Below are 19,930 nucleotides of genomic sequence, written 5' to 3'. Positions count from 1 at the left end.
CGACCGGCGCCGGACTGCTGGCCACGGCGGAGACGCTGCTGCGCCGAGCCGACCGGTTGCACGCGGACCGGGTCCGGCGCATCGGCCCCATGGGTTCGCACACTCCGGTTCCCGAGGACGGTTTCGGCACCGAGCCGGGCCTGTCGCCGCTGATCACCAAGGCGGGCAGATTCTATGTGGCCGACGTGAATTCGCGTCCGCCGCGCATCGATCCACTCGGTTGGCGACTGTCCATCAGCGGCAAGGTCGCTCATCCGCTGCGGCTCTCGCTGGCCGACTTGGCCGAGCGCGCAGTGGAATTCGACGCCGTGATGGTCTGTGTGCACAACACGCCCGGGGCCGGTCGGGCCGGCAACGCCCGCTGGTTCGGCGTCCCGCTGACCGAGCTGCTCGATCACGCCATCCCCGAGACCGGCGCCACCCAGCTGGTCACCCGCGCCGTGGACGGCTACACCATCTCCCTGCCGCTGGAGCCCCTGCGCTCGGGCGAGATGCCCGGCTATCTGGTGATCGGCATGAACGGCGAACCGCTGCCGCCCGAACACGGCTTCCCCGCACGGGTTTTCGTGCCCGGTCTGTACGGCCAGTACACCGGTGCGAAGTGGCTGTCCGGCCTGGAACTGGCCGATGACACTCACACCGACTACTGGGTCCAGCGCGGCTGGCCCCGCGAACTGCTGCGGGTGACGCCACAGGCCCGCATCGACATCGCCGCCGGTGACGGCGGCGGATCCGGCAAGCACACCCTCGCCGGCGTCGCCTGGGCTCCGCCTCGCGGGGTCGCCTCGGTCGAAATCCGGGTGGACGGCACCGAGTGGGTCCACGTCGAACTCGGCTCCGAACTCGCCCCCGCCGCCTGGCGTCGCTGGCGCACGGTCATCGACCTGCCCGCCGGGGTTCACACCATCGAGGCCAGGGCCACCAGCCGCTCCGGGCAAGTTCAGGACGGCACTCCCCGCCACCCCTTCCCGTATGGCCCCACCGGCTTCCACACCGTCACCGTCACCACCTGACCCGTCGGCACGACACCGGGCCCGTGCGGGACTTCAGGGAGTCGAGCGGCGGACACCTCGGCCGGGTCACACCCCGGTCGGAGCGGTTTCGCTGCCATCGGTGTGTGCGGTCGAAGGCGGTGCGCTGAGCGCGGGCGCAGCCCGTTCGACCCCCTGGATTCAGCAGGTGACAACTGTCATGGGGGAGTCGTGACGGTTGGGGTGGGTCGTCGGCGGTCGAGTCGGGGATGGTGGAGGGATGAGAGAACCGGGGACCGTGGGCGGGTGGGTGTGATGGCGCGCGCGGGCGGGTCGCCGCTGACCGGCACGGTGGGTTGGCCTCGGGTAGCGTCCGGCGATGTGCTGGACGATAGCGACGCGAGCGAGGCGAGTATCGCGCGCCGGAGACGGCTCGGGTGGGTGTTCGCCTGGGTGTGGTCGGTGTACCTCGTCGATCCGCTGAGGCAGGCCGCGCAGCTCGAGCAGCCGGTGGCGCGGTGGTACACGTTGGCGGTGATCGTGGCCTTCGGGCTCTGCTACCTGGGTTCGTACTGGCTGCTGCTGCGCAGCCCGGACAACGGGGCGTCGTGGCCGAGTCCGCAGTGGCGGATCGTGGTGGGCCCGGTGGCGGCGATGAGCCTGCTGACGATCGCGGCGTCGATCACCCTGCACTCCTCGGCCGCCGGGCTGGGGATCTACCTCGGCACGTACATCGCCTTCGCCCTGCCGATCCGGCGCTCGGTCCCGCTGGTACTGGTGCTGATTCTGGCGATCGAGGTGATTCCGCGCCTGCTGTCGGGGCAGCCGCCCGATTTCGGGACCGTGCAGTCGATCGCCATGAGCTCCTTCGCGGTCGGCGGGATCCGGCAGATCATCATGCGCAATCGGCAGCTGACGCTGGCCCGGAAACAGTTGACCGAGTTGGCCGTCGCCGAGGAGCGCCTTCGGGTCGGGCGCGACGTGCACGACATCCTCGGGCACTCGCTGACCGTCATCACCGTCAAAACCGAACTGGCACAGCGACTCATGGATCTGGATCCGGAGCGCGCGAAGACCGAGATGGCCGATGTCGAACGGCTGGCCCGGGAGGCGCTCGCCGGAGTGCGCAGCACCGTCGGCGGCCTGCGCGAGGTGTCGCTGGCCGGTGAACTGGTCAATGCGCGAACGGCATTGCGCGCCGCCGAGATCGACGCCGATCTGCCCGACGGCGACGATCTGCCGACCCGCAACAGCGTGGTGTTCGGCTGGGTGCTGCGCGAGGCCGTCACCAATGTCATCCGGCACAGCGGGGCCCGGCACTGCACGGTGCGGGTCACCCCCACCTCCATCGACGTCACCGACGACGGTGTGGGATTCGGCGACACCCCGAAGCTCGGTTCCGGGCTGTCCGGTCTGCGCGAACGACTGCAGGCCGCCGGCGGCGACCTCACCCTGACCACGGGCACGGACGGCGGATCACGGGTCCTGGCGACCTTTCCGGCGGCACACACACAGGAGCACGAATGATCAAACTGTTGCTCGCCGACGACCAGGCGCTGGTGCGGGGCGCGCTGGCCGCCCTGCTCAGTCTGGAACCCGATCTCGACGTCGTGGCCGAGGTCGGCCGCGGCGACGAAGTCCTCGACGCCGTGGCGCGCACCGGCCCGGACGTGGCCCTGCTGGATGTGGAAATGCCCGGCCTGGACGGTATCTCGGCCGCCGAGCAACTGCACGCCGCCCACCCCGAGGTGCGCATCCTGATGGTCACCACCTTCGGCAGGCCCGGCTACCTGCGCCGCGCCATCGACGCCGGAGCCAGCGGCTTCGTGGTCAAGGACACCCCCGCCCGCGATCTGGCCGATGCCGTGCGCCGCGTCCACATGGGCCTGCGCGTGGTCGACCCGGCCCTGGCAACCGAAACCCTCACCGCCGGAACCTCACCCCTGACCACTCGCGAACGCGAAGTCCTCGCCGCCGCCGTGGACGGAGCCACCGCGGGCGCGATCGCCGCACAGCTGCATCTGTCCGAAGGCACAGTGCGCAACCATCTCTCGTCCGCCATCGGCAAAACCGGCACCCGCACCCGCGCCGAAGCAGTCCGCGCCGCCGAACGACTCGGCTGGCTCTAGGCCCGTGGGAACGGGGGCCTAGAGCTGGAACGGGGCCCGCTAGGGCTGGAGCACAGCCCGCTAGAAGCGACCGCCGCGGCTGATTCGCCGGGAGCCGTCCGAGCCGCCGAAGGATCCGGGGCCGTAACTGCCGCCGCCACCGCCGAATCCGCCTCCGCCGCCGCGATATCCGGAGCCCATGCCCCGGAGCATGCCGTCGATGAGGACTCCGCTCAGCACCGCGCCGGCCTGGGAACCGCCCCCGGTCTGGCGCTGCTGCAGGGCCTGCCACTCCTGCACGGAGGCCTGCGCGGTCTGCAGCGCCCGCGAGCCGAGTTCCACCGCCCGCTGGGCGAATTGGAGCGCCTGGGTGGGATCGCCCGCGCTCAGCTGCTGCGCCTGTTCGAGGCTGCGCTGCGCCTCCGCGAGCCGGGTGCGGGGTTCGGCGTCGACGCCGCCGCGCCTGGTGCTGATGAAATCGGCGGCGGCATTGATCTGCGTCCGGGCGGCGGTCATGGCCTGTTCGAGGCGGCGGCGCGATTCCTCGTCCGCCAGTTTGCGATCGGTGGCCGCCGCGATCGCATTGTCGAGTGTGGTATCGGCGGCCACGGACTGCTGGAACGTGCCCAGGGGATTGGCCTGGCCGTTGGCGCTCGCCAGATCGAGTGCGTTGCGCGCCGCGGCCGCGGCGGCGGTCAATTCGGGTCCGCCGTGCTGGGTGAGACCGTCGGCGGTGGCGAGATCGCGCCGCAATTCCTCGATGATGCCGGGCAGTCCGGCACGGGCCTGCTCGATGTCGGTGGCGGCGGTGTCCACCGCGTTCAGCAGCGTCCGCGCGGCTTCCACCGCCGATTCCGCGCCGCGAATGGCCGCGACCGCCGCGCCCTGCCGGCCCACCGGTTTGGCGACCGCATCGCGCCCGTCCTGAATGCTCTTCTCGGCGAAGGCGATTCGCTCCTTGGCCATACCGACGTTGTCGTGGATCGGGGCCAGCACCGAAGCCGGTTGCGCGGACACGAGTTCCGCCAGCGTGGTTTCCGAGCGCGGTACGCGCGTGGTCAGATCCACCACGTCCCGGGTCAGCGCGTCCAGCCGCTCGCCGGCATTGATGAGCAGATCGCGCATGGAGTCGAATTCGGTGACCTTGGCGTCGAGTTCGCGATCGGCGCGCCCGCAGGTGCTGATCAATTCCACCAGCATGGAGCGTTGTTGATCCGGCGTCTCGGGAATGTCGTCGTCCAACTGCTGCCGGATCGAGAAGGCCTTGGCCAGGGCGTTTTTCGCCGCCTGGAGGGCGGCGGTGAAGGAGGCCGTCGCGGTGGCGCCGAATTCGTCGGTGGCCAAGCGCAATTCCTCGTCGCTGGTGCGAATCGCGTTGTCCGCGTCCACCAGGATTTCCTTGGAGCGGGTATCGAGCGCGGCGAGCGGCAGTGCCGTCAGGGCCTTGGTGTCGGTCGGATCGGTCTTGCGCGCGGCATTCAGCTCGGCTCGGGTACGCCTGCCGCGACGATTGCGCGACCACATCCAGATGCCGAACACCACCAGGGCCACCACCGCGATCAACAGCAGCACGATCCGCACACTGGTGCCGCCGCCGGAATCGTTCATGGCGGCCGAGAGTCCGTTCGCGGTCGCCACTCCCGCACCGGACCAGTCCTTGTCGCGCAGCCGCGGCTCCACCTTGTCGAACAGCAGCGAGTCGAGTTCCTTGTCCGAGACCGAACTCGGAGCGCTGCCGGTGAAGGCGTATTCGCCGTCGTCGACCGCGACCGAGAGCAGCACGTCGCGATCGCCGAAGCCCGATTGCTGTGCGGTCCGTTCGCCCCAGGCGGTCGAGTTCAGCCCGCCGAAGTTGCGGACGTAGACGATCCACAGTCGCTCATGGTCTTTCGAATACAGCGAGTCGATCTCGGCCTGCAATTGGGCGAGCTGACCCTCGCGCAACACACCGGCCTTGTCGGTGACATAGGAGGGCAAGCGCTCGGGCTGCTCCGCCGAAGCGGGGGCGGCACGGCCACCGAGGAGGGACAGGGCCACGAGGAACCCGGTCAGGATCAAACACAGCTGTTTCGACTGCGGCACCCGTCGAATCTATCCGGCGCACGGCGGGCACACGGCCTCATCCGCGCACCCCGTGTCGGCGGCGATGACTACGATCAGGGGTGTGATCACGATCGATAGCCCGTACACGGGCCATGTTTCCCCCGATTCGAACCCGCAGCAGCGGGTGGTTCCGGGCGTGCGCATCGTGAAGATGTCGGTCGGCGGCATGGACAACAACACGTATCTGGTGCAGTGCGCGAACACCGGCTCGACCTTGCTGATCGACGCGGCCAACGAAGCCGAACGGATTCTCGAACTGCTGGGCCAGGAGGCCCCCGGCAGGGTCGAATTGATCGTCACCACGCATCAGCATCCGGACCACTGGTGGGGGCTGAAGGACGTGGTGTCCGCGACCGGCATCGCGACCGCCGCGCACGAACTGGACGCCGAACCGCTGCCCGTGCGGCCGGATCGGCTGCTCGCGGACGGCGAGAAACTCCGGATCGGCGATATCGAATTCGAGGCGATCCACCTACGCGGTCACACGCCCGGGTCGCTCGCTCTCGCGCTGACCGACGGCGCGGGCCGCACCCACCTGTTCACCGGTGACTCCCTGTTCCCCGGAGGCGTCGGGAAGACCGGCGCGCCCGAGCAATTCACCACCCTGCTCGACGATGTCGAGTCGAAGCTGTTCGGCCGCTACCCGGATGACACCGTGGTGTACCCCGGACACGGTGACGACACCACGCTCGGCGCCGAGCGCCCGCACGTGCCCGAGTGGCGGCGGCGCGGTTGGTAAAACTCCGGAACCGCGCTCCCGAGCCCGTGTGGACGCCCGCGCAGACCGACGACGCACCCTCGCGGGGGTGCGCCGGCGGGACGCTGCGCTGGACCGTCCGGGTGCTGCTCGGCGCGCTACTGATCGGGGGACTGGTGGTCGGTGGGACCGCCGTACGGGTGTGGCAGGTGGCGCGGGTGAGCGACTACTCACCGGCCGACGCGATCGTGGTACTGGGCGCGGCTCAGTACGACGGCACGCCGTCCTCGGTGTTCGAGGCGCGATTGGATCAGGCGTACAACCTCTACAAGAGGGGGGTCGCGCCGCTGATCGTGACGGTCGGGGGAAAACAGGTGGGGGACAACTACACCGAGGCCGCCTCGGGGCGGAACTATCTCAAATCCCGTGGTGTGGACGGGGATCGGATTCTCGCGGTGGAGACCGGCTCGGACACGCTGCAGAGCGTGGAGGCGGTGTCCAAAGCGCTGCTGGCGCGCGGTAAGTCGTCGGTGGTGCTGGTCAGCGATCCGTGGCATTCGCTGCGCACCCGCACCATGGCCCGCGACGCCGGGCTCGACGCCTGGACCGCACCCACGCGCACCGGCCCGGCGGTGTACACCCGGGAATCACAGGCGCACGGCATCACTCGCGAGACCTTCGCGCTGCTGTGGTACCAGCTCACCCATTTCTCGGCGGACTTCAAGTACACGGCGGATCAGTAAATGCCTATCGACTACGACCTGGTCTACTCCGACGCTGATCGGGAACGACTGATACCCGAGAACGACGGCACCGCCGGGCTGTCCTGGTCGCCGACTCCGGCCCGGCGCAGCGAGTTCGCTCGCGACCGGGCACGGGTGCTGCACTCCGCGGCGCTGCGCAGGCTGGCCGACAAGACGCAGGTGATGGGGCCGCGCGACGGTGACACCCCGCGCACCCGGCTCACGCATTCGCTGGAGGTCGCCCAGATCGGACGCTCGATCGCGGACGGACTGGGCTGTGATCCGGATCTGGTGGATCTGGCCGGGCTCGCGCACGATATCGGGCATCCGCCGTACGGGCACAACGGGGAGAAGGCGCTCGACCAATTCGCCGACGCGCACGGGGGATTCGAGGGCAATGCGCAGAACCTGCGCATCCTGACCCGGCTGGAACCGAAGGTGATCGACGCGGCCGGGAACAGCTTCGGGCTCAACCCGACTCGCGCCGCGTTGGATGCGGTCATCAAATACCCTTGGGGCAGAACAGGTCCCGGCACCAAGTTCGGTGCGTACGACGTCGACATGGACCGGCTGGCCTGGGTCCGCGAGGGTGCGCCGGACCGCCGTCAATGCCTGGAATCGCAGGTGATGGACTGGGCCGACGATGTCGCGTACTCGGTGCACGACGTCGAGGACGGTGTCATCGCCGGGCGCATCGATCTGCGCTCTCTCGCCGACCCGGTCGAACAGGCCGCTCTCGCCGAACACGGTGCGCGCCAGAATCGTTCGCTGAGTACGGACGAACTGATCGCGGCCGCGCAGCGTCTGTCCGTGCTGCCCGTGGTCGTGGCCGCCGCCGACTACGACGGTTCGCTCACCGCCTCGGTGGCGCTGAAACGGCTGACCAGCGACCTGGTGGGCCGTTTCGCCACCGCGGCCGTAGAGGCCACCCGCGAAGCCTGGGGCGGACGCCAATTGTGCCGTTACACAGCGGATCTGGAAGTGCCGCGCATCGTCGCCGCGGAGGTCGCGGTCCTCAAGACAATGGCCCTGCGCTACGTGCTCTCGGACCCGATCCACCGGGTCCGCCAAGCCGGTCAACGCGAACGCATCCTCCTGGTGGCCACCACCCTCCTCGAGACCGCCCCCCGTGGTCTCGACCGCCTCCTGCTGCCGTGGTGGGAATCCGCCCCCGACGACACCGCCCGCCACCGCGTGATCGTCGACCAGATCGCCTCCTACACCGAAAGCCGCCTGGAACGGGTAGCCGCCGCCATCCCGTGAGCCGGGCGGCGTGAGCCCGGTATTCGTGAGGATTCCGGTCGCCTGCCGCAACACGAAGACGGGTGTGTTCCGCGCGTCGATGCTCACCGGCGGCGGGGCTGCCGCACCGGATCGGTCCGCCTGGAGCATCCCGCCGCGCCGTCGCCGGCCGACGGGTTCGGGTCGGCACAGCCGCGCGTCGATGACTTCACGTCGAGACATCGGCGAGGACGATGTCGGCGACGGTGGGATGTCTGTAGGGCAACGGGTGAACACCGGCCCGGATGCCTGGATGCGGCCGGGTTCTGGCCTGTGTCACCCTGGTGGGAGTGGTCGCCGCGCGCCCTCGTTGACGCGGCGGAACCGGCAGGTAGGGGCCGTGATGCCGACGGATCTGGATGCTGTGGTCGATCTGGTTCGATATCCGCTGGATCGGCGGGATCCGTGGCGGCTCGAGGCGCTGTTCGAACAGGCTCGCGCGGAGTTCGCGGCGAGCGGGGTGCTGGTGCTGCGGGAGTTCCTGCGGCCGGAGGCTCTGGTCGGGATCGCCGCCGACGCGCTGGCCAACGGGCTGCTGGACAGCTATCGATTCACCGATCTCGAAGCTGCGCGTCCGACCGCGCCGGAGTGGACCTCCGATGCGAGAGCTCGTCGCGCCGAGAGCGGGCGGCGGCTGGGCGGAAGCACCGGACTGCGGCGCTCGGTGCCCGGGATCGTGGGTCGCCGCTTGGGCGGGAGCACTGGAGTGCGCCGGTCCGTCGAGGCAGCGGAGATTCCGCGGCGGGGTGCCCCTCGGCCGGCCGGTGGAGCCGATACCGGACGCGACTCGACCGGGCTGGGGCATGGTGCCGGTATCGCTCACGACGGAGCCGCCACGGCTCACGGTGCGAGCCGAGGGGATCATCCGTCGCCGGTTCGGACGGGACTTCCGTCGGCGGAATGGATTCTCGCTCACGACCGGATTCCGGAGGGTTCGCCGGTGAAGCGGTTGTACCGCTGGGAACCGCTGTTGGACTTCGTGTCCCGGGTCGCGGGGGAGCCGGTGTACCGATCGGCGGATGATCTCGGAGCGCTGACCGTGCATGTGCACGAGGAGGGGGACGGGCGAGTATGGGGTGTGGCGCAATCGGATTACACTGTCGCACTGCATATCACGGCTCCCGCGCTCGGCGGCATCTTCGAATTCGAGTCACCCGCGCGGGCCTTCGTCGAGCGGGGCGGAGGGCATCCCGACCGGCGGCGCAGGGGCGTGGATGCGTTGCCCACCACGCCGGGCACGCTGGTGCTGTACGCCGGTCGGCGCGCCGGTCACCGCGTGACGAGGGTGCGCGGGAACGGATCCCGCGTCGTCGCCGAGTTGTCGTTCAACTCCCGGCCCGGACTGCGGCTGAACGACCACCAGCGGCTGCGGCTCTTCGGCCGGGCGAGGTAGCGGCACGGCACCGGAGTTCCGCACGCGCCGTGCGGTCCTGGACTCGGGCCGGGGCCGGGCTTCGCAGCTGCGCGTCGCGATCTCGGGGTCCGGAACGGGCGGCAACCGAGATCCAGTCTCGGCGTAAACGGCTGTGGGGCAGCGCTATTCGTCATCGTGTAGCGCGATGTAGCGGGCAATACTGTCGGCGGGAGGGCCGTCCGCGATGACGCGGCCCTCGTCGAAGACCAGAACGCGATCGAAGTCGCCGAGCAGGTCCAGGTCGTGGGAGATGACGACGATCCGCTGTGGAAGCCGATGCAGCAGAGCGGCTATGCGGCGCTTGTTGCGCAGGTCCAACAGCGTCGTGGGTTCGTCGAAGATCACGTAGTCGGGCCTGACCGCCAGCACCGCGGCAATGGCCAGGAGCTGTTTCTGCCCACCGCTGAGCAGATGCGCGGGGTGGTCCCGGAACTCGGTGAGGCCGTAGTCGTCCAGGACCTCGGTGACCCGTTCGGCGATCTCGGGCTTGCCCAGGCCGTGGTGTTTGAGGCCGAAGGCGAGATCCTCCGCGACGGTCGGCATGACGATCTGGACGTCCGGGTCCTGAAATACGAAACCGACCCGGCGCCGAACCGCCTTGCCCTGCTTGCGCGTATCGAGCCCGTCCACCCGCACCCGGCCCGAGGTCGGCACCTGCAGCCCGTTGAGCAGCCGCGCGAAGGTGGACTTGCCCGAGCCGTTCGCGCCGATGACCGCGATCCGCTCCTCGCTCAGCGTGAGGTCGAGCTCGCGCAGCACCTCCCGCTCGCCGAACCGATGCGACACACCCTCGAGTTCGATCATGCGCGTGCCGGAATCATCGGGTAGGCCCGCTTCACCGCGAGCGCCGCCAGCGATCCGACCACGACCTTCACCACATCGCCCGGCAGGAACGCCACCGAGGTGACGATCGCCTTCCACAGCGAAATGTGTGCGGCCGCAGCCATCCACGGCACTCCGATCAGATACAGCACCACGGCTCCGCCGAGAAAGTTGATCGCCAGCGCGATGGGCAGGTTGTAGTGCCGCCACAGTCGTTCGGTGAGCAGTCCGATCACCAGCGCCCCGATCGGATACGCGAGCACGAATCCGCCTGTCGGCCCCATGATGACCGAGAGCCCGCCGCGCCCGCCCGGCAGCACCGGCAGTCCGATCAGCACCAGCGCGTCGAAAAGCAGAATCGCCAGCGCACCGCGCTTCGCGCCCAGAATCGATCCCGCGAGAATAACGCCGAGAGTTTGCGAGGTGAACGGTGCGAACGCCCCCGGCAGCTGAACGAGCGGGAAGAACCCCAGCACCACCATGATTGCCGCGAACAATGCCACCTGCGCCAGATCCCTACTTCGCACCGAGGCATCATAGGTGACCCTTACTTGCCGGGTGCCGATCGCGTCCGGTCTCCGCAATCCGGACCCCGCGCCACATCACCGCAGGTGTACGAATCGGTGACCGTGGGCCGAGTCGTCCGCTCAGTTCAGTCCGCGGGCGTCGAGCGCCTCGCCCACGCCGTCCGCCATCCGGAGAGTGCGGATCAGTAGCGGAACCAGGAACACCGTGCTGCGCTCGATCCCGCGAGCGCGCTGGGCAGACCGGACCAATTCGGCTTGCTCGCGGATCACCGGAATGAATCGGATGGTCATGGCGACCAGCAACCCGACGCGCTCGGGCCGCACGCCCAACGGAGTCAGCGGTCGCAGTCCCCGCTCGATCGTCTCGATCATGGCGGAGGTGCGGGTGGTCAGCGTCACCAGGGTGGCGAGCAGGATCAGGGTCAGCAGTCGCAGTCCCACCAGGGCCGCGCTCGCCCATCCGATGAAGAGCACCTGCGCGAGCATGATCAGCAACAGCACCGGAGCCAGGCCGAGCACCTGCCTGCCGGTGAGCCGCCACGGAATGCGCGCGAGGGCGTACAACCCGAGCACGAGAGCCAGCGCCCCGGTCAGCCACCAGATCGACGGGACGAGGAACAGCGCCGTGCCGGAGACCGCGAGCACCAGCAGCTTCGCCCCCGCGGGCACGGTATGCACCGGCGTCCGGGCGTCGTGGTACAGGCTGAGCACCGATAGATCCTGGCATGTGCGCGAGAGGCCATTCGGTCCGGTGTCCAGGGGAGCGTCCCGGTCGAGGCGCCCGGCCGAGCGAGGCTAGACTCGCTGCCGTGGCCGGCCGACTTCCAGACCGCGATATCGCGGCGATTCGTGAACGTGTTCGGATCGAGGATGTCGTAGGTGAATATGTCTCCTTGAGGCGCGCCAGCGCGGACTCGATGAAGGGCCTGTGCCCCTTCCATGACGAGAAGTCTCCTTCCTTCCATGTGCGCCCCAATCACGGCCATTTCCACTGCTTCGGCTGTGGCGAGGGCGGTGACGTGTTCGCCTTCCTGCAGAAGATCGATCACGTCGGCTTCGTGGAAGCCGTGGAGCAGATGGCCGATCGAATCGGCTACAAGATCAGTTACGAGGGTGGCGGCACCTCGGTCCAGCGCGACCACGGCACCCGCTCCCGCCTCGTCGCGGCCAATGCCGCGGCGCACGAGTTCTACATGGCGCAGCTGGGCGAGCCCGGCGCCGAGACCGCGCGCAAGTACCTCACCGAGCGCAATTTCGACGCCAATGCCGCGCGCCAATTCGGCTGCGGCTATGCGCCCGCCGGGTGGGACACGCTCACGAAACACCTGCTGCGCAAGGGCTTCGACTTCAAGGAGTTGGAGGCCGCGGGGCTGTCCAAGCAGGGACAGCGCGGTCCGATGGACCGGTTCCACCGCCGGTTGCTCTGGCCCATCCGCAATCTCAGCAGTGACGTGATCGGGTTCGGCGCGCGCCGGTTGTTCGACGACGACACCATGACCGCCAAGTACATCAATACCCCGGAAACGGTGCTGTACAAGAAGTCTCAGGTGCTCTTCGGTCTCGACCTGGCCAAGCGCGATATCGCCAAGGGGCATCAGGCCGTGGTGGTCGAGGGCTACACCGATGTGATGGCCATGCACCTGTCCGGGGTGAAAACCGCTGTGGCGTCCTGCGGTACGGCCTTCGGTGACGAACATCTCGCCATGCTGCGCAGGCTGCTCATGGACGACAACTTCTGGCGCGGCGAGATCATCTACACCTTCGACGGTGACGCCGCCGGTCAGGCCGCGGCCACCAAGGCGTTCAGCGGCGATCAGAAGCTGGCCGGGCAGACCTACATCGCCGTCGCCCCCGATGGGCTGGACCCGTGCGAACTGCGTCAGCGCTCGGGTGACGGCGCGGTCCGGGACCTGGTGGCTCGCCGAGTCGCCCTGTACGAGTTCGTGATTCGCGACATCGTCAAGAAGTACCAGGATCCCGGTACCGGCGACATGGGTCCCGAGCAGCAGGTGAACGCGCTGCGCGAGGCGGTTCCGGTGGTCGCGCAGATCAAGGACAACGCGCTGCGCAAGGCGTACGCGACCAAGCTCGCGGGCTGGATCGGCTGGGACGACATCCAACTGGTGGTCCGGCGGGTCGGTGACGAGGCGCGCAAGGCCGCGCGCGGCGGCAACACCGCTCCCGGCCGTCCGGCCTCGCGTGCGGAACGTGAAGCGCCGGAACCGGTTACCGGAGGACCCGCACCGCGGCCGAACCCGAACGATCCGGTCCTGATGCCACAGCGTCAGCTCCTGATCGCCGCCCTGCAGTACCCGGCCATGGCCGGCCCGGTCTTCGACGGCCTCGAACCCGAAGCCTTCACCCACCCCGCCTACGTCGCCGTGCACGCCGCCATCGTGGCGGCGGGCGGCACCGGCGCGGGTCTGGGTGGAGCCGAATGGGTCAGCACCGTCGCCGACAACACCGACGACCTCACGCTCCGTGCGATGGTGTCCGAGCTGGCCGCGGAGCCGCTGCCGGTAAAGTCCGCCGAGGGCCTGCCCCGCTTCGTCACCGGCGTGCTCGCCCGCACCCAGGAAGCCGGGGTGGGCCGCCAGATCGCGGTGCTGAAGTCGAAACTGCAGCGCATTTCCTCGACCGAGCAGACCGAGGACTATATGGCGCTGTTCGGCGACCTGGTGGCGCTGGAGCAGTACCGCAAGAGTCTGATCGCGCAGGCCATGGGGAATTCCGACGACTTCGGCCGTTGAGGGAGTGTGCCGGAAGAGGGGTTGCCGGTTGGAGGGGATCCCCGGCCTCATCGTCCACTCAGTCGACGAATCAGCCGGGAACCAGCCACATTTCGCGGTCCAGTGGAGTCCTGGACCGGTTTCCTAGCGCCGCAACTGATCCTGCGGCACCAGAATCGTGGTCCGCTCGTCGAGCGGCACCATGGGCTCCAGCTTCGGCTGCGTACTCAACTTGTCCGCAAGCCGCTGCCTGCCCACCTGCACCAGTTTGCGTGTGACCGGGCTCTCGTTGATCGCGCGGGTGGTCTTTCTGATCTGTTCATACCGGACCCGCCCGGCCTTCGCGCCCAGCACATACCCGGCCGCGACGCCGATGATCAACCGCAGCATGTCGAGAAGCTCCTCCCGTAGGGCCAGTCAGCGCCTCCATCCTGCCCGACACCCCCCACCCCTGTCGATCCGCCTCCCCGTACCCGCCCCACCCAAATCCCCCCAGGTAGAGACACGATTTGGGAAGTGAACAACCCATGCGCTAAAGTTTTCTCCGGTCGCCCGAGAGGGTGACCACGCCACAATCCCCTATAGCTCAATTGGCAGAGCAGCCGACTGTTAATCGGCAGGTTTCTGGTTCGAGTCCAGATGGGGGAGCAGAAAGAAGCCCTCTACCAGCATCAGCAGGTAGAGGGCTTTTTCGTTGTCTTCGCCATTCCGGGCGAATCCACTACTTTCCCACTACAAACGATCCACTACTTTCCTTTCGTGAACCGGTCCAGTGCATTCCTGGCGTCCGGACCGATCGTCCGACGTTCCAGATAATGGCGCTCGGTCGTGGCCAGTTTCGCGTGTGACAACTGGGCTTGCGCTTCGGCTGCCCCCAGCTCGTCACGAACCACAGTCGCCACAGTCGGCCGGAAGCTCCGCGGCGTGACCCAGGCCAACTCTGCGGGTAATGCGGCACGTAGTGACCGGCGCAGGTTCGCCAGACTCATCCATCCGCCGTCCCGGTTCGTGAACACCGGACTGTCGGAACCGGCGGCATTGCCGAACAGAATCGTCAGCGCCTCCACCGCCAGCGCGGGCAGGATCACGGTGTGTGCGGGTGCTCGACCTTTCCGCTCATCCTGCCGATGCAGCGCCTCACCCTTGATCGCACCGTGATCAATCATCGTGCCCGAGACCGTGATCGTAGGCGGATCAGCCAGCAAATCCACATCGGACCAGCGAAGCGACAACACCTCATTCGGCCGGCATCCTGTCGAGACCAGCACATCGACGAACTCCGGAAGCTGACGACCGGGGCGCGGCCCGAAACCCTTCTCCCGATCGCGGTAGGCACGCACCGCTCTACGCACTCGCGCGAATTCGTCGGGCGTCAATGCCCGGGCACCGGACTGTTTGCCGCCCGTACGGCTGGTCTCCCGAATCGGATTCACCGCCAGCACGTCATAACGCACCGCCAGCGCGAACATGCCCAACAGGACGACCCGGAACGTCTTCGCGTTCGATTCCGACCCAGCGGCAATCGTGCTGAGATGCCGCTCAGCACGGCTGGTCGGCAGCTCCCGAATGCGCAACGCACCGATCTGCTTGCGCCCGTGCCGGTTCCACGCCTGCTGGTACACATCGCGAGATTGCCGCTTGAGCTTGGACTTCGTGGCAAGCCAGACCGAGAACAGTTCCGCGAGCGTCGTCCGATCGGTGATCACTGCATCGGACAGTGGAGTAGTACGAGACTTCAAGTGCCGCAACATGTTACGCCGGGCGGACTCCTTGCTAGTGCCGATGCGTTCCACCTTGCGCCGTTCCCCATCCTCATCGCGCACGTAGGTATAGGCGGTGAAGAGTCCAGGGCCGGTCTGCTTGACCGTGATCTTGCCCCATTCGCCCGGGGCCATTCGCTGACGTGGCATCAGGCAGCCTTATCCAGCGCGGCGATGTAATCGGCCACAGCTTGATCGGTGACGAACCGACGACGACCGATCTTGACCGAACGCAACGCCCCAGAACCGATCAACTCGTAATACTTGCTGTGCCCAATCGGGATCAGCTTGCGAACTTCGGACTCATCGAGAAGCCTGGACATGGCGGTTTCCTTCCTATGCTGCGGATGGCAGAATTGACGAATCGTCCTGCTGTGGAACTGTTTCGGGTGGACCGGCAGCCGTAGCCAGTCAGGCAGTGTCGTACTCGGCTTTTTCCCTGAGCCGCAGGGAGACCAGGTTCATCACCAGATGGGCCTGCGGTGGCGCCGGAGCCCGGGCGTCCGCCGCTTCACTCTCAGAGATCGTTCAGATCTGGCCAACGCGATCGGAAGTGCCACACGATGTTTGGCGCTCGCTGATGCGACAGGCCACCGAGAACATCCAGATCCTTGTCTATGCAGGCGGATTCCTGGTGGAGTCCCTCGACTTTGTCAACGTCGTACGGGAGAAATCTCGGGCTGGTGCGGAAGTCCGGATCCTCTTGGGCGACGGCGACTCGGAGAACGTACGAGCACGCGCCCGAGAGGAAGGATTGCCCTCCTTGCCGCAACGCTGCCACTCCACCCTCGAATACCTCTGGGAGATTAACGATCTGTCAAGGGTGGACATCCGAACTCATCACATGCCGCTATACAACAGCCTCTATCGCTTCGATGACTCGATGTTGGTGAACGCACACAGCTACGGCGCGTACGCGGCGAAGTCACCGGTCCAACATCTCCAGCAGGTACAGGGCGGGCACCTGTTTAGCTACTACCTCGACTCGTTCGAGGCAGTCTGGGCTACGGCCAAACCCGCAGTACTCTGATCTTTATGGGCCGTCGAATCGACTATCACCAGGACCCGAACGCGCCAAAGGCGAACAGCGTCCGCCCGAGCGCTGGAGCCTTCGTGCGTCGAGGAAACGAAGTGCTCCTGATTTGCCGGTCCGACAATGGCAACTGGTCCATGCCGGGCGGAGCACATGACCCCGGTGAGTCACTCAGCCGAACGGCGATCCGCGAGACGCAAGAGGAGACCGGTGTCGACGTGAGACTTACCGGGCTCGTCGGAGTCTTCACTGACCCGACTCATGTCATTCACTACACCAGTAACGATGAAGTTCGTCAGGAATTCACCGTCATCTATCGCGCGGAAGCCGTTGGTGGCCAACCGACTACGAGTGATGAGAGCACCTATGTTGAGTGGGTCTCAGTCGAGCGAATTCCGACACTGGCGATGGATGCCAGCCAGCGCAAGCGGATCGAATGGGCGCTGACCGAGACCGAGCCTCACATTGACGCAGAAGCCCGCTGAACCGCTTCACGGAGTAGGGGTTCGGAGCGATCGATTGCGGTTCGAACCAACGTCCCTTCGGGGTACCGAACCCTGATGTCGGCCAAGCGTTCATCGAACGTGACCGTCTCGCCCGTCGGTCCGGTGGTCATGTCTGCCCACCACACAAGATCATTAGCGACCTCGATACCCGGGATGTGCGAGGGAAGGGCAAACTGGTCGAGTTTGGTCGGATCGATTCCTCGGACCTATGCCTCCACTGTGCTGGCCGAATGGAATGCGACCAGATAGCAGACGATCGGCGAGTAGCCACAAGTCCGTAAGCGCTCGGCGCCGTCGAGCTGGTGAAACCCTGAAACCGGATACCCGTAGCCCACATCGTGGAGGTACGCCGCGGTAGTCACTTCATCGCGCAGCGATTCGGGCACCTGATGCGCGGCATGCTCAACCTTGCGGCTCACCTCTATGGTGTGAGCACGCCGCGAGTCCGTCAGCGGCACCAGCAATTCCCGCATAGCAGCATCCACGATCGGCCATGCTACGCGTCTCGCAAGTGCTGCCTGGTGTCTCAAGCCAACCCGTCACGCTTGCATCGTGGCTCGTTGCTGAATTTCGCTATATAGGTTCAAGGGCGGCGCGTGCGCGCCGCCGCCGCACCCTCACCGCCGGAAACTGTTGCGTCCCTTCGGCCGGCACTCCGCATCGATCGGTTGGATCGCGATCTGTCGCGGTTGCTGAACGGTGCTGCCGCACGAGCTCCGCTCGCTTGCCTCTGAGATGCCACCTGCCGCAGTCGCGTTGTTGGTCACCACGGGCCGCTGCAGTCCACAGGAGCAGGTCACGTTGAGGCCGCAGCCGTTGCACAGCAGGACGTTTGGCCGGTACCGCGGTGTAGTCGTCACGTCCCGGTCTCAGGGGTGAACGGCCAGCGGTGCTCCGGTAATCGAGTCCCCGCATCAGCGATGCATCCACCGTCGTGGTGTACGGGCGGGAATACGCCGCGGTGCCATCTACGTGGCCCGGGGGTGAAGTCACTGGTGCGTGCCGGGTCCTTTCCGGTGGGGCGATGAATCTGCCGAAGGCATACCGCACCCAGGAGACCCGGGGAAGGACACGCCGCTGCGCGGTGGGCAAGCCCATCCTTCCCCGGGTCTCCTGCGCACGGTCAGGGCGAGCCCAGATTCACCGCCCCACCGGAAAGGACCCCAATCATGCTCAGCGACTTCACCCCCGACCTCTCCAGCCTCGGTGCCATCTGGGACCCGTTCCCGCCCGCACACCACAACGGCGAATACATCGCCCCCGGTCGCCTGATCGCTCACTTCATCGGCCCCCAGTGGACCTTCATCCCGGAGACCTGCCAGACCGGCCCCTTCGACACCACCTGGTACCTCGACGGCACCTTGCTGCTGTGCAACGGCTGCGGCCTCAACGTCACCTAACCCGATCCAGGGGGCTTCGGCCCCCTCTTCCCGGCCACCGGCAACGACGCCGGACAGCGGGTCGCCACCGACGCCGACTCCAGGCCGTAGAGCTTCCCCGGACTGGGCACCCGGGGAAGGCTCGCCCCCGGTGCGGATGCTTCCTTTCCCTCCGCACCGGGGAGCGGGCACCAACACCCGGATTGCCGAACACCTTTGGCGCGGTGGGTAACCCCCGCCTCCTCAGCGGCCTGATGATCTCGCTCCGGGAGAACGAGTAAAGGACCACCTGTCGGTGTCCGCTACGCGGTGGCTGCGCCATCATTGACACGCCCTCCCTCCACAGAGGATGGCCTGTATGAGGAAGCAAGGAGAAGAACAGTCTCCGGATCCCCACGGAGTTCCGCGTTGCGACCAAAGCGCCGAATTCTCTGAGGGCGCTACCGCGCGATTTACAATCGCGCCTGTATGCACGTACGGCATCTACATCTATATGAAGATTGCCAACGGGATAATTTGAAGGCTTCGACCGTGCAGGGAAATTTCCATCGGTGGAAGATCAAGCATGGAACCCATAGTTTTCCCAAACTCAACAAACCCATCAACCACGGGTGACATACCGGCCACCGCGCCGCGCCTCATGACTTTGGTGTCGGAATCTGGATCGTCATTTACCCCTGTGACCTTGCCCAAGGCATAGAATGTTCCGCCGACCAGCATGGCAGCCGATTCCTGTGAAAAAAACTCTCGACTGGCAGTTAGAATCGCAGATACGCCCTTGCTTTTCAGCGTCAAATCCACAATAGGTGATTCTTTGAGATCTTTTCGAAGGAGCTCAACCAATGCGGCGGTCTCATTCAGGCTGCCCTGGCCTCCGGCCAGTTGGGCGGTCTCACGTTCCAACTGCTCACGCTGGGCACGGCTGAGGTTTCGGCGCTGATCCCGGTTTGGCGTGGGCTGCTCCGCGGCATCGCCGTGGGCAAATTTTGAGACGAACGGAAGGAAGCGATCCATCGTCCTCAAGATTTGCTCAGCTGGATTTTCGGAGATTACGCCCACAATTTCAACGATGTCGCCAATCTTTACGGCCTGCAGGTTGTCTGAATTCGCAATTTCGGTAACAAGGTTGGATTCGCTAAGTTGAGAATAAAGTCGATTGAAGAGCGAGGCGGCAGTGTGTTCTTTTTTGAAACGTTGCTCAGCGGAACGGTCATCACCACTGGTTCGAGAGTACTTGCCAGACGCATCGAGTTTCAACCCGAGCGCGCTAACGATTTCCCCTGTCCCCGCTCCTCCCTGGCCGCTACCTTCGGATGTTGATGCAGCTTTCTGTGCCTCTGTTACTTCAGCCGACATGCTGAAGCCATTTTCGATGGTTGCAATAAAGCTCAGCAGCATAGGGGTGTCCAAATAGATTGGATGAATCACCGGCATTCGAGTACGCCCATTGCTGTTGTCCTGATTCTTCGCCACTTTCGCTCAAGGCCCTTTCTCATACGCGTCATTTTGCTGTCAAGTCAAAAACCGAGCACCGGCGGCCAGGATCAACCACCTGCCGCTGGCAACGAGCTCTCCGCGCGGATGGTTCCCAACACTCACGCCGCTACGAGCGAGTCGACCCGCGATGTGTGCGCCGAACGAGCGGGCGGCCCGATCTGCGGTCCACCACTTGAACCTTTCCGACGACAACGGCAACTACGGTGACAGCGTCCGAGCAATCCAGATGCCACGGTTGGTCGCGAGTTCAGCTCCGGCGTAGGGGATCCGCCTGTCATCTAAGACTGCTGTTCGGCTTCCCAGCGCAGCCATAGGGCAACGATCCGGGAGATGAACTGGCGGCCTTCGGGCTCTAGCCAC

At 66.4% G+C, this 19,930-nt stretch carries 20 protein-coding genes and 1 tRNA gene; 12 read left to right on the top strand and 9 right to left on the bottom strand.

All coding sequences use genetic code 11. The annotated features are described in order from the left end of the window. The 3 genes from NJ1_RS21305 to NJ1_RS21295 all read left to right on the top strand — a co-directional run. A partial coding sequence (locus NJ1_RS21305) for a molybdopterin-dependent oxidoreductase (RefSeq protein ID WP_157574130.1) occupies positions 1–1,013 on the top strand: 1,013 nt, incomplete at its 5' end. A 339-nt stretch (positions 1,014–1,352) separates the two neighbouring features. Then, on the top strand, positions 1,353–2,498 hold the full coding sequence (locus tag NJ1_RS21300) for a sensor histidine kinase (protein ID WP_067697199.1): 1,146 nt from the start codon (positions 1,353–1,355) through the stop codon (positions 2,496–2,498). Further along, entirely contained in the window at positions 2,495–3,100 is a 606-nt protein-coding gene (locus NJ1_RS21295; protein WP_067697124.1) for a response regulator transcription factor, read from the top strand. Before NJ1_RS21300 ends, NJ1_RS21295 begins: the two co-directional genes overlap by 4 nt. Before the next feature lie 60 nt (positions 3,101–3,160). On the opposite strand, the gene NJ1_RS21290 is transcribed toward NJ1_RS21295, so the two are convergent. Next, positions 3,161–5,161 carry a TPM domain-containing protein gene (locus tag NJ1_RS21290; RefSeq protein ID WP_067697122.1) on the bottom strand — a complete coding sequence of 667 codons (2,001 nt, stop codon included), beginning with the start codon at positions 5,159–5,161 and terminating at the stop codon, positions 3,161–3,163. Between the two features lie 64 nt (positions 5,162–5,225). On the opposite strand from NJ1_RS21290, the gene NJ1_RS21285 reads away from it, so the two are divergent. The 4 genes from NJ1_RS21285 to NJ1_RS21270 all read left to right on the top strand — a co-directional run bounded on the left by NJ1_RS21285 (position 5,226) and on the right by NJ1_RS21270 (position 9,296). Continuing rightward, positions 5,226–5,921 carry an MBL fold metallo-hydrolase gene (locus NJ1_RS21285; protein WP_067697197.1) on the top strand — a complete coding sequence of 232 codons (696 nt, stop codon included), beginning with the start codon at positions 5,226–5,228 and terminating at the stop codon, positions 5,919–5,921. Between the two features lie 83 nt (positions 5,922–6,004). Then, complete coding sequence (locus tag NJ1_RS21280) at positions 6,005–6,622, top strand: YdcF family protein (RefSeq protein ID WP_439957700.1); 618 nt, start codon at positions 6,005–6,007, stop codon at positions 6,620–6,622. Further along, on the top strand, positions 6,623–7,885 hold the full coding sequence (locus tag NJ1_RS21275; RefSeq protein WP_067697118.1) for a deoxyguanosinetriphosphate triphosphohydrolase: 1,263 nt from the start codon (positions 6,623–6,625) through the stop codon (positions 7,883–7,885). Positions 7,886–8,246: 361 nt separating this feature from the next. Beyond that, a complete protein-coding gene (locus NJ1_RS21270) occupies positions 8,247–9,296 on the top strand; it encodes a hypothetical protein (protein ID WP_067697116.1) in 1,050 nt (349 codons plus the stop codon). Positions 9,297–9,440: 144 nt separating this feature from the next. Here NJ1_RS21270 and NJ1_RS21265 read toward each other — a convergent pair whose 3' ends face one another. The 3 genes from NJ1_RS21265 to NJ1_RS21255 form a co-directional block, all read right to left on the bottom strand. Continuing rightward, entirely contained in the window at positions 9,441–10,121 is a 681-nt protein-coding gene (locus NJ1_RS21265; RefSeq protein ID WP_067697114.1) for an energy-coupling factor ABC transporter ATP-binding protein, read from the bottom strand. Next, positions 10,118–10,666: a biotin transporter BioY gene (locus tag NJ1_RS21260; protein WP_067697112.1), complete on the bottom strand. Its 549-nt coding sequence runs from the start codon at positions 10,664–10,666 to the stop codon at positions 10,118–10,120. The genes NJ1_RS21265 and NJ1_RS21260 overlap by 4 nt, the downstream gene beginning before the upstream one ends. A gap of 120 nt (positions 10,667–10,786) precedes the next feature. Then, positions 10,787–11,377 (bottom strand): energy-coupling factor transporter transmembrane component T family protein, encoded by a 591-nt coding sequence (locus NJ1_RS21255; protein WP_067697110.1) that lies wholly within the window; start codon positions 11,375–11,377, stop codon positions 10,787–10,789. A gap of 98 nt (positions 11,378–11,475) precedes the next feature. Here NJ1_RS21255 and dnaG point away from each other — a divergent pair, with 98 nt between their 5' ends. Continuing rightward, positions 11,476–13,416, top strand: coding sequence for a DNA primase (gene dnaG, locus NJ1_RS21250; protein WP_067697108.1), 1,941 nt, complete (start codon positions 11,476–11,478; stop codon positions 13,414–13,416). A gap of 123 nt (positions 13,417–13,539) precedes the next feature. Here dnaG and NJ1_RS21245 read toward each other — a convergent pair whose 3' ends face one another. Then, positions 13,540–13,785 carry a hypothetical protein gene (locus NJ1_RS21245; protein ID WP_067697106.1) on the bottom strand — a complete coding sequence of 82 codons (246 nt, stop codon included), beginning with the start codon at positions 13,783–13,785 and terminating at the stop codon, positions 13,540–13,542. Between the two features lie 185 nt (positions 13,786–13,970). Between NJ1_RS21245 and NJ1_RS21240 the strand changes: the two genes are divergently transcribed. Beyond that, a tRNA-Asn gene (locus tag NJ1_RS21240) sits at positions 13,971–14,043 on the top strand. Positions 14,044–14,141: 98 nt separating this feature from the next. On the opposite strand, the gene NJ1_RS21235 is transcribed toward NJ1_RS21240, so the two are convergent. After that, complete coding sequence (locus NJ1_RS21235; RefSeq protein WP_067697104.1) at positions 14,142–15,305, bottom strand: site-specific integrase; 1,164 nt, start codon at positions 15,303–15,305, stop codon at positions 14,142–14,144. Beyond that, a complete protein-coding gene (locus NJ1_RS39760; protein ID WP_169813177.1) occupies positions 15,305–15,478 on the bottom strand; it encodes a hypothetical protein in 174 nt (57 codons plus the stop codon). Before NJ1_RS39760 ends, NJ1_RS21235 begins: the two co-directional genes overlap by 1 nt. Positions 15,479–15,735: 257 nt before the next feature. Here NJ1_RS39760 and NJ1_RS21230 point away from each other — a divergent pair, with 257 nt between their 5' ends. Both NJ1_RS21230 and NJ1_RS21225 read left to right on the top strand, forming a co-directional pair. Continuing rightward, positions 15,736–16,185 carry a hypothetical protein gene (locus tag NJ1_RS21230; protein WP_067697102.1) on the top strand — a complete coding sequence of 150 codons (450 nt, stop codon included), beginning with the start codon at positions 15,736–15,738 and terminating at the stop codon, positions 16,183–16,185. Between the two features lie 5 nt (positions 16,186–16,190). Continuing rightward, entirely contained in the window at positions 16,191–16,673 is a 483-nt protein-coding gene (locus NJ1_RS21225) for an NUDIX hydrolase (RefSeq protein WP_067697100.1), read from the top strand. 227 nt (positions 16,674–16,900) lie between these two features. On the opposite strand, the gene NJ1_RS21220 is transcribed toward NJ1_RS21225, so the two are convergent. After that, positions 16,901–17,179 (bottom strand): HDIG domain-containing metalloprotein, encoded by a 279-nt coding sequence (locus tag NJ1_RS21220; protein WP_157574128.1) that lies wholly within the window; start codon positions 17,177–17,179, stop codon positions 16,901–16,903. Between the two features lie 684 nt (positions 17,180–17,863). Here NJ1_RS21220 and NJ1_RS21210 point away from each other — a divergent pair. Next, positions 17,864–18,094 carry a hypothetical protein gene (locus tag NJ1_RS21210; RefSeq protein WP_067697095.1) on the top strand — a complete coding sequence of 77 codons (231 nt, stop codon included), beginning with the start codon at positions 17,864–17,866 and terminating at the stop codon, positions 18,092–18,094. Between the two features lie 468 nt (positions 18,095–18,562). Here NJ1_RS21210 and NJ1_RS39305 read toward each other — a convergent pair whose 3' ends face one another. Continuing rightward, the gene (locus NJ1_RS39305) at positions 18,563–19,546 is read right to left on the bottom strand and encodes a DUF6414 family protein (protein WP_157574127.1); all 984 of its coding nucleotides are present in this window, start codon (positions 19,544–19,546) and stop codon (positions 18,563–18,565) included. Positions 19,547–19,930 lie beyond the last annotated feature (384 nt).

Origin of the sequence: Nocardia jejuensis NBRC 103114 (assembly GCF_001613145.1) — a bacterium.
Classification (GTDB): Bacteria; Actinomycetota; Actinomycetes; order Mycobacteriales; family Mycobacteriaceae; genus Nocardia; species Nocardia jejuensis.
Note: the sequence above shows the minus strand (reverse complement) of the source record. Positions and strands in the feature narration are given on the sequence as shown.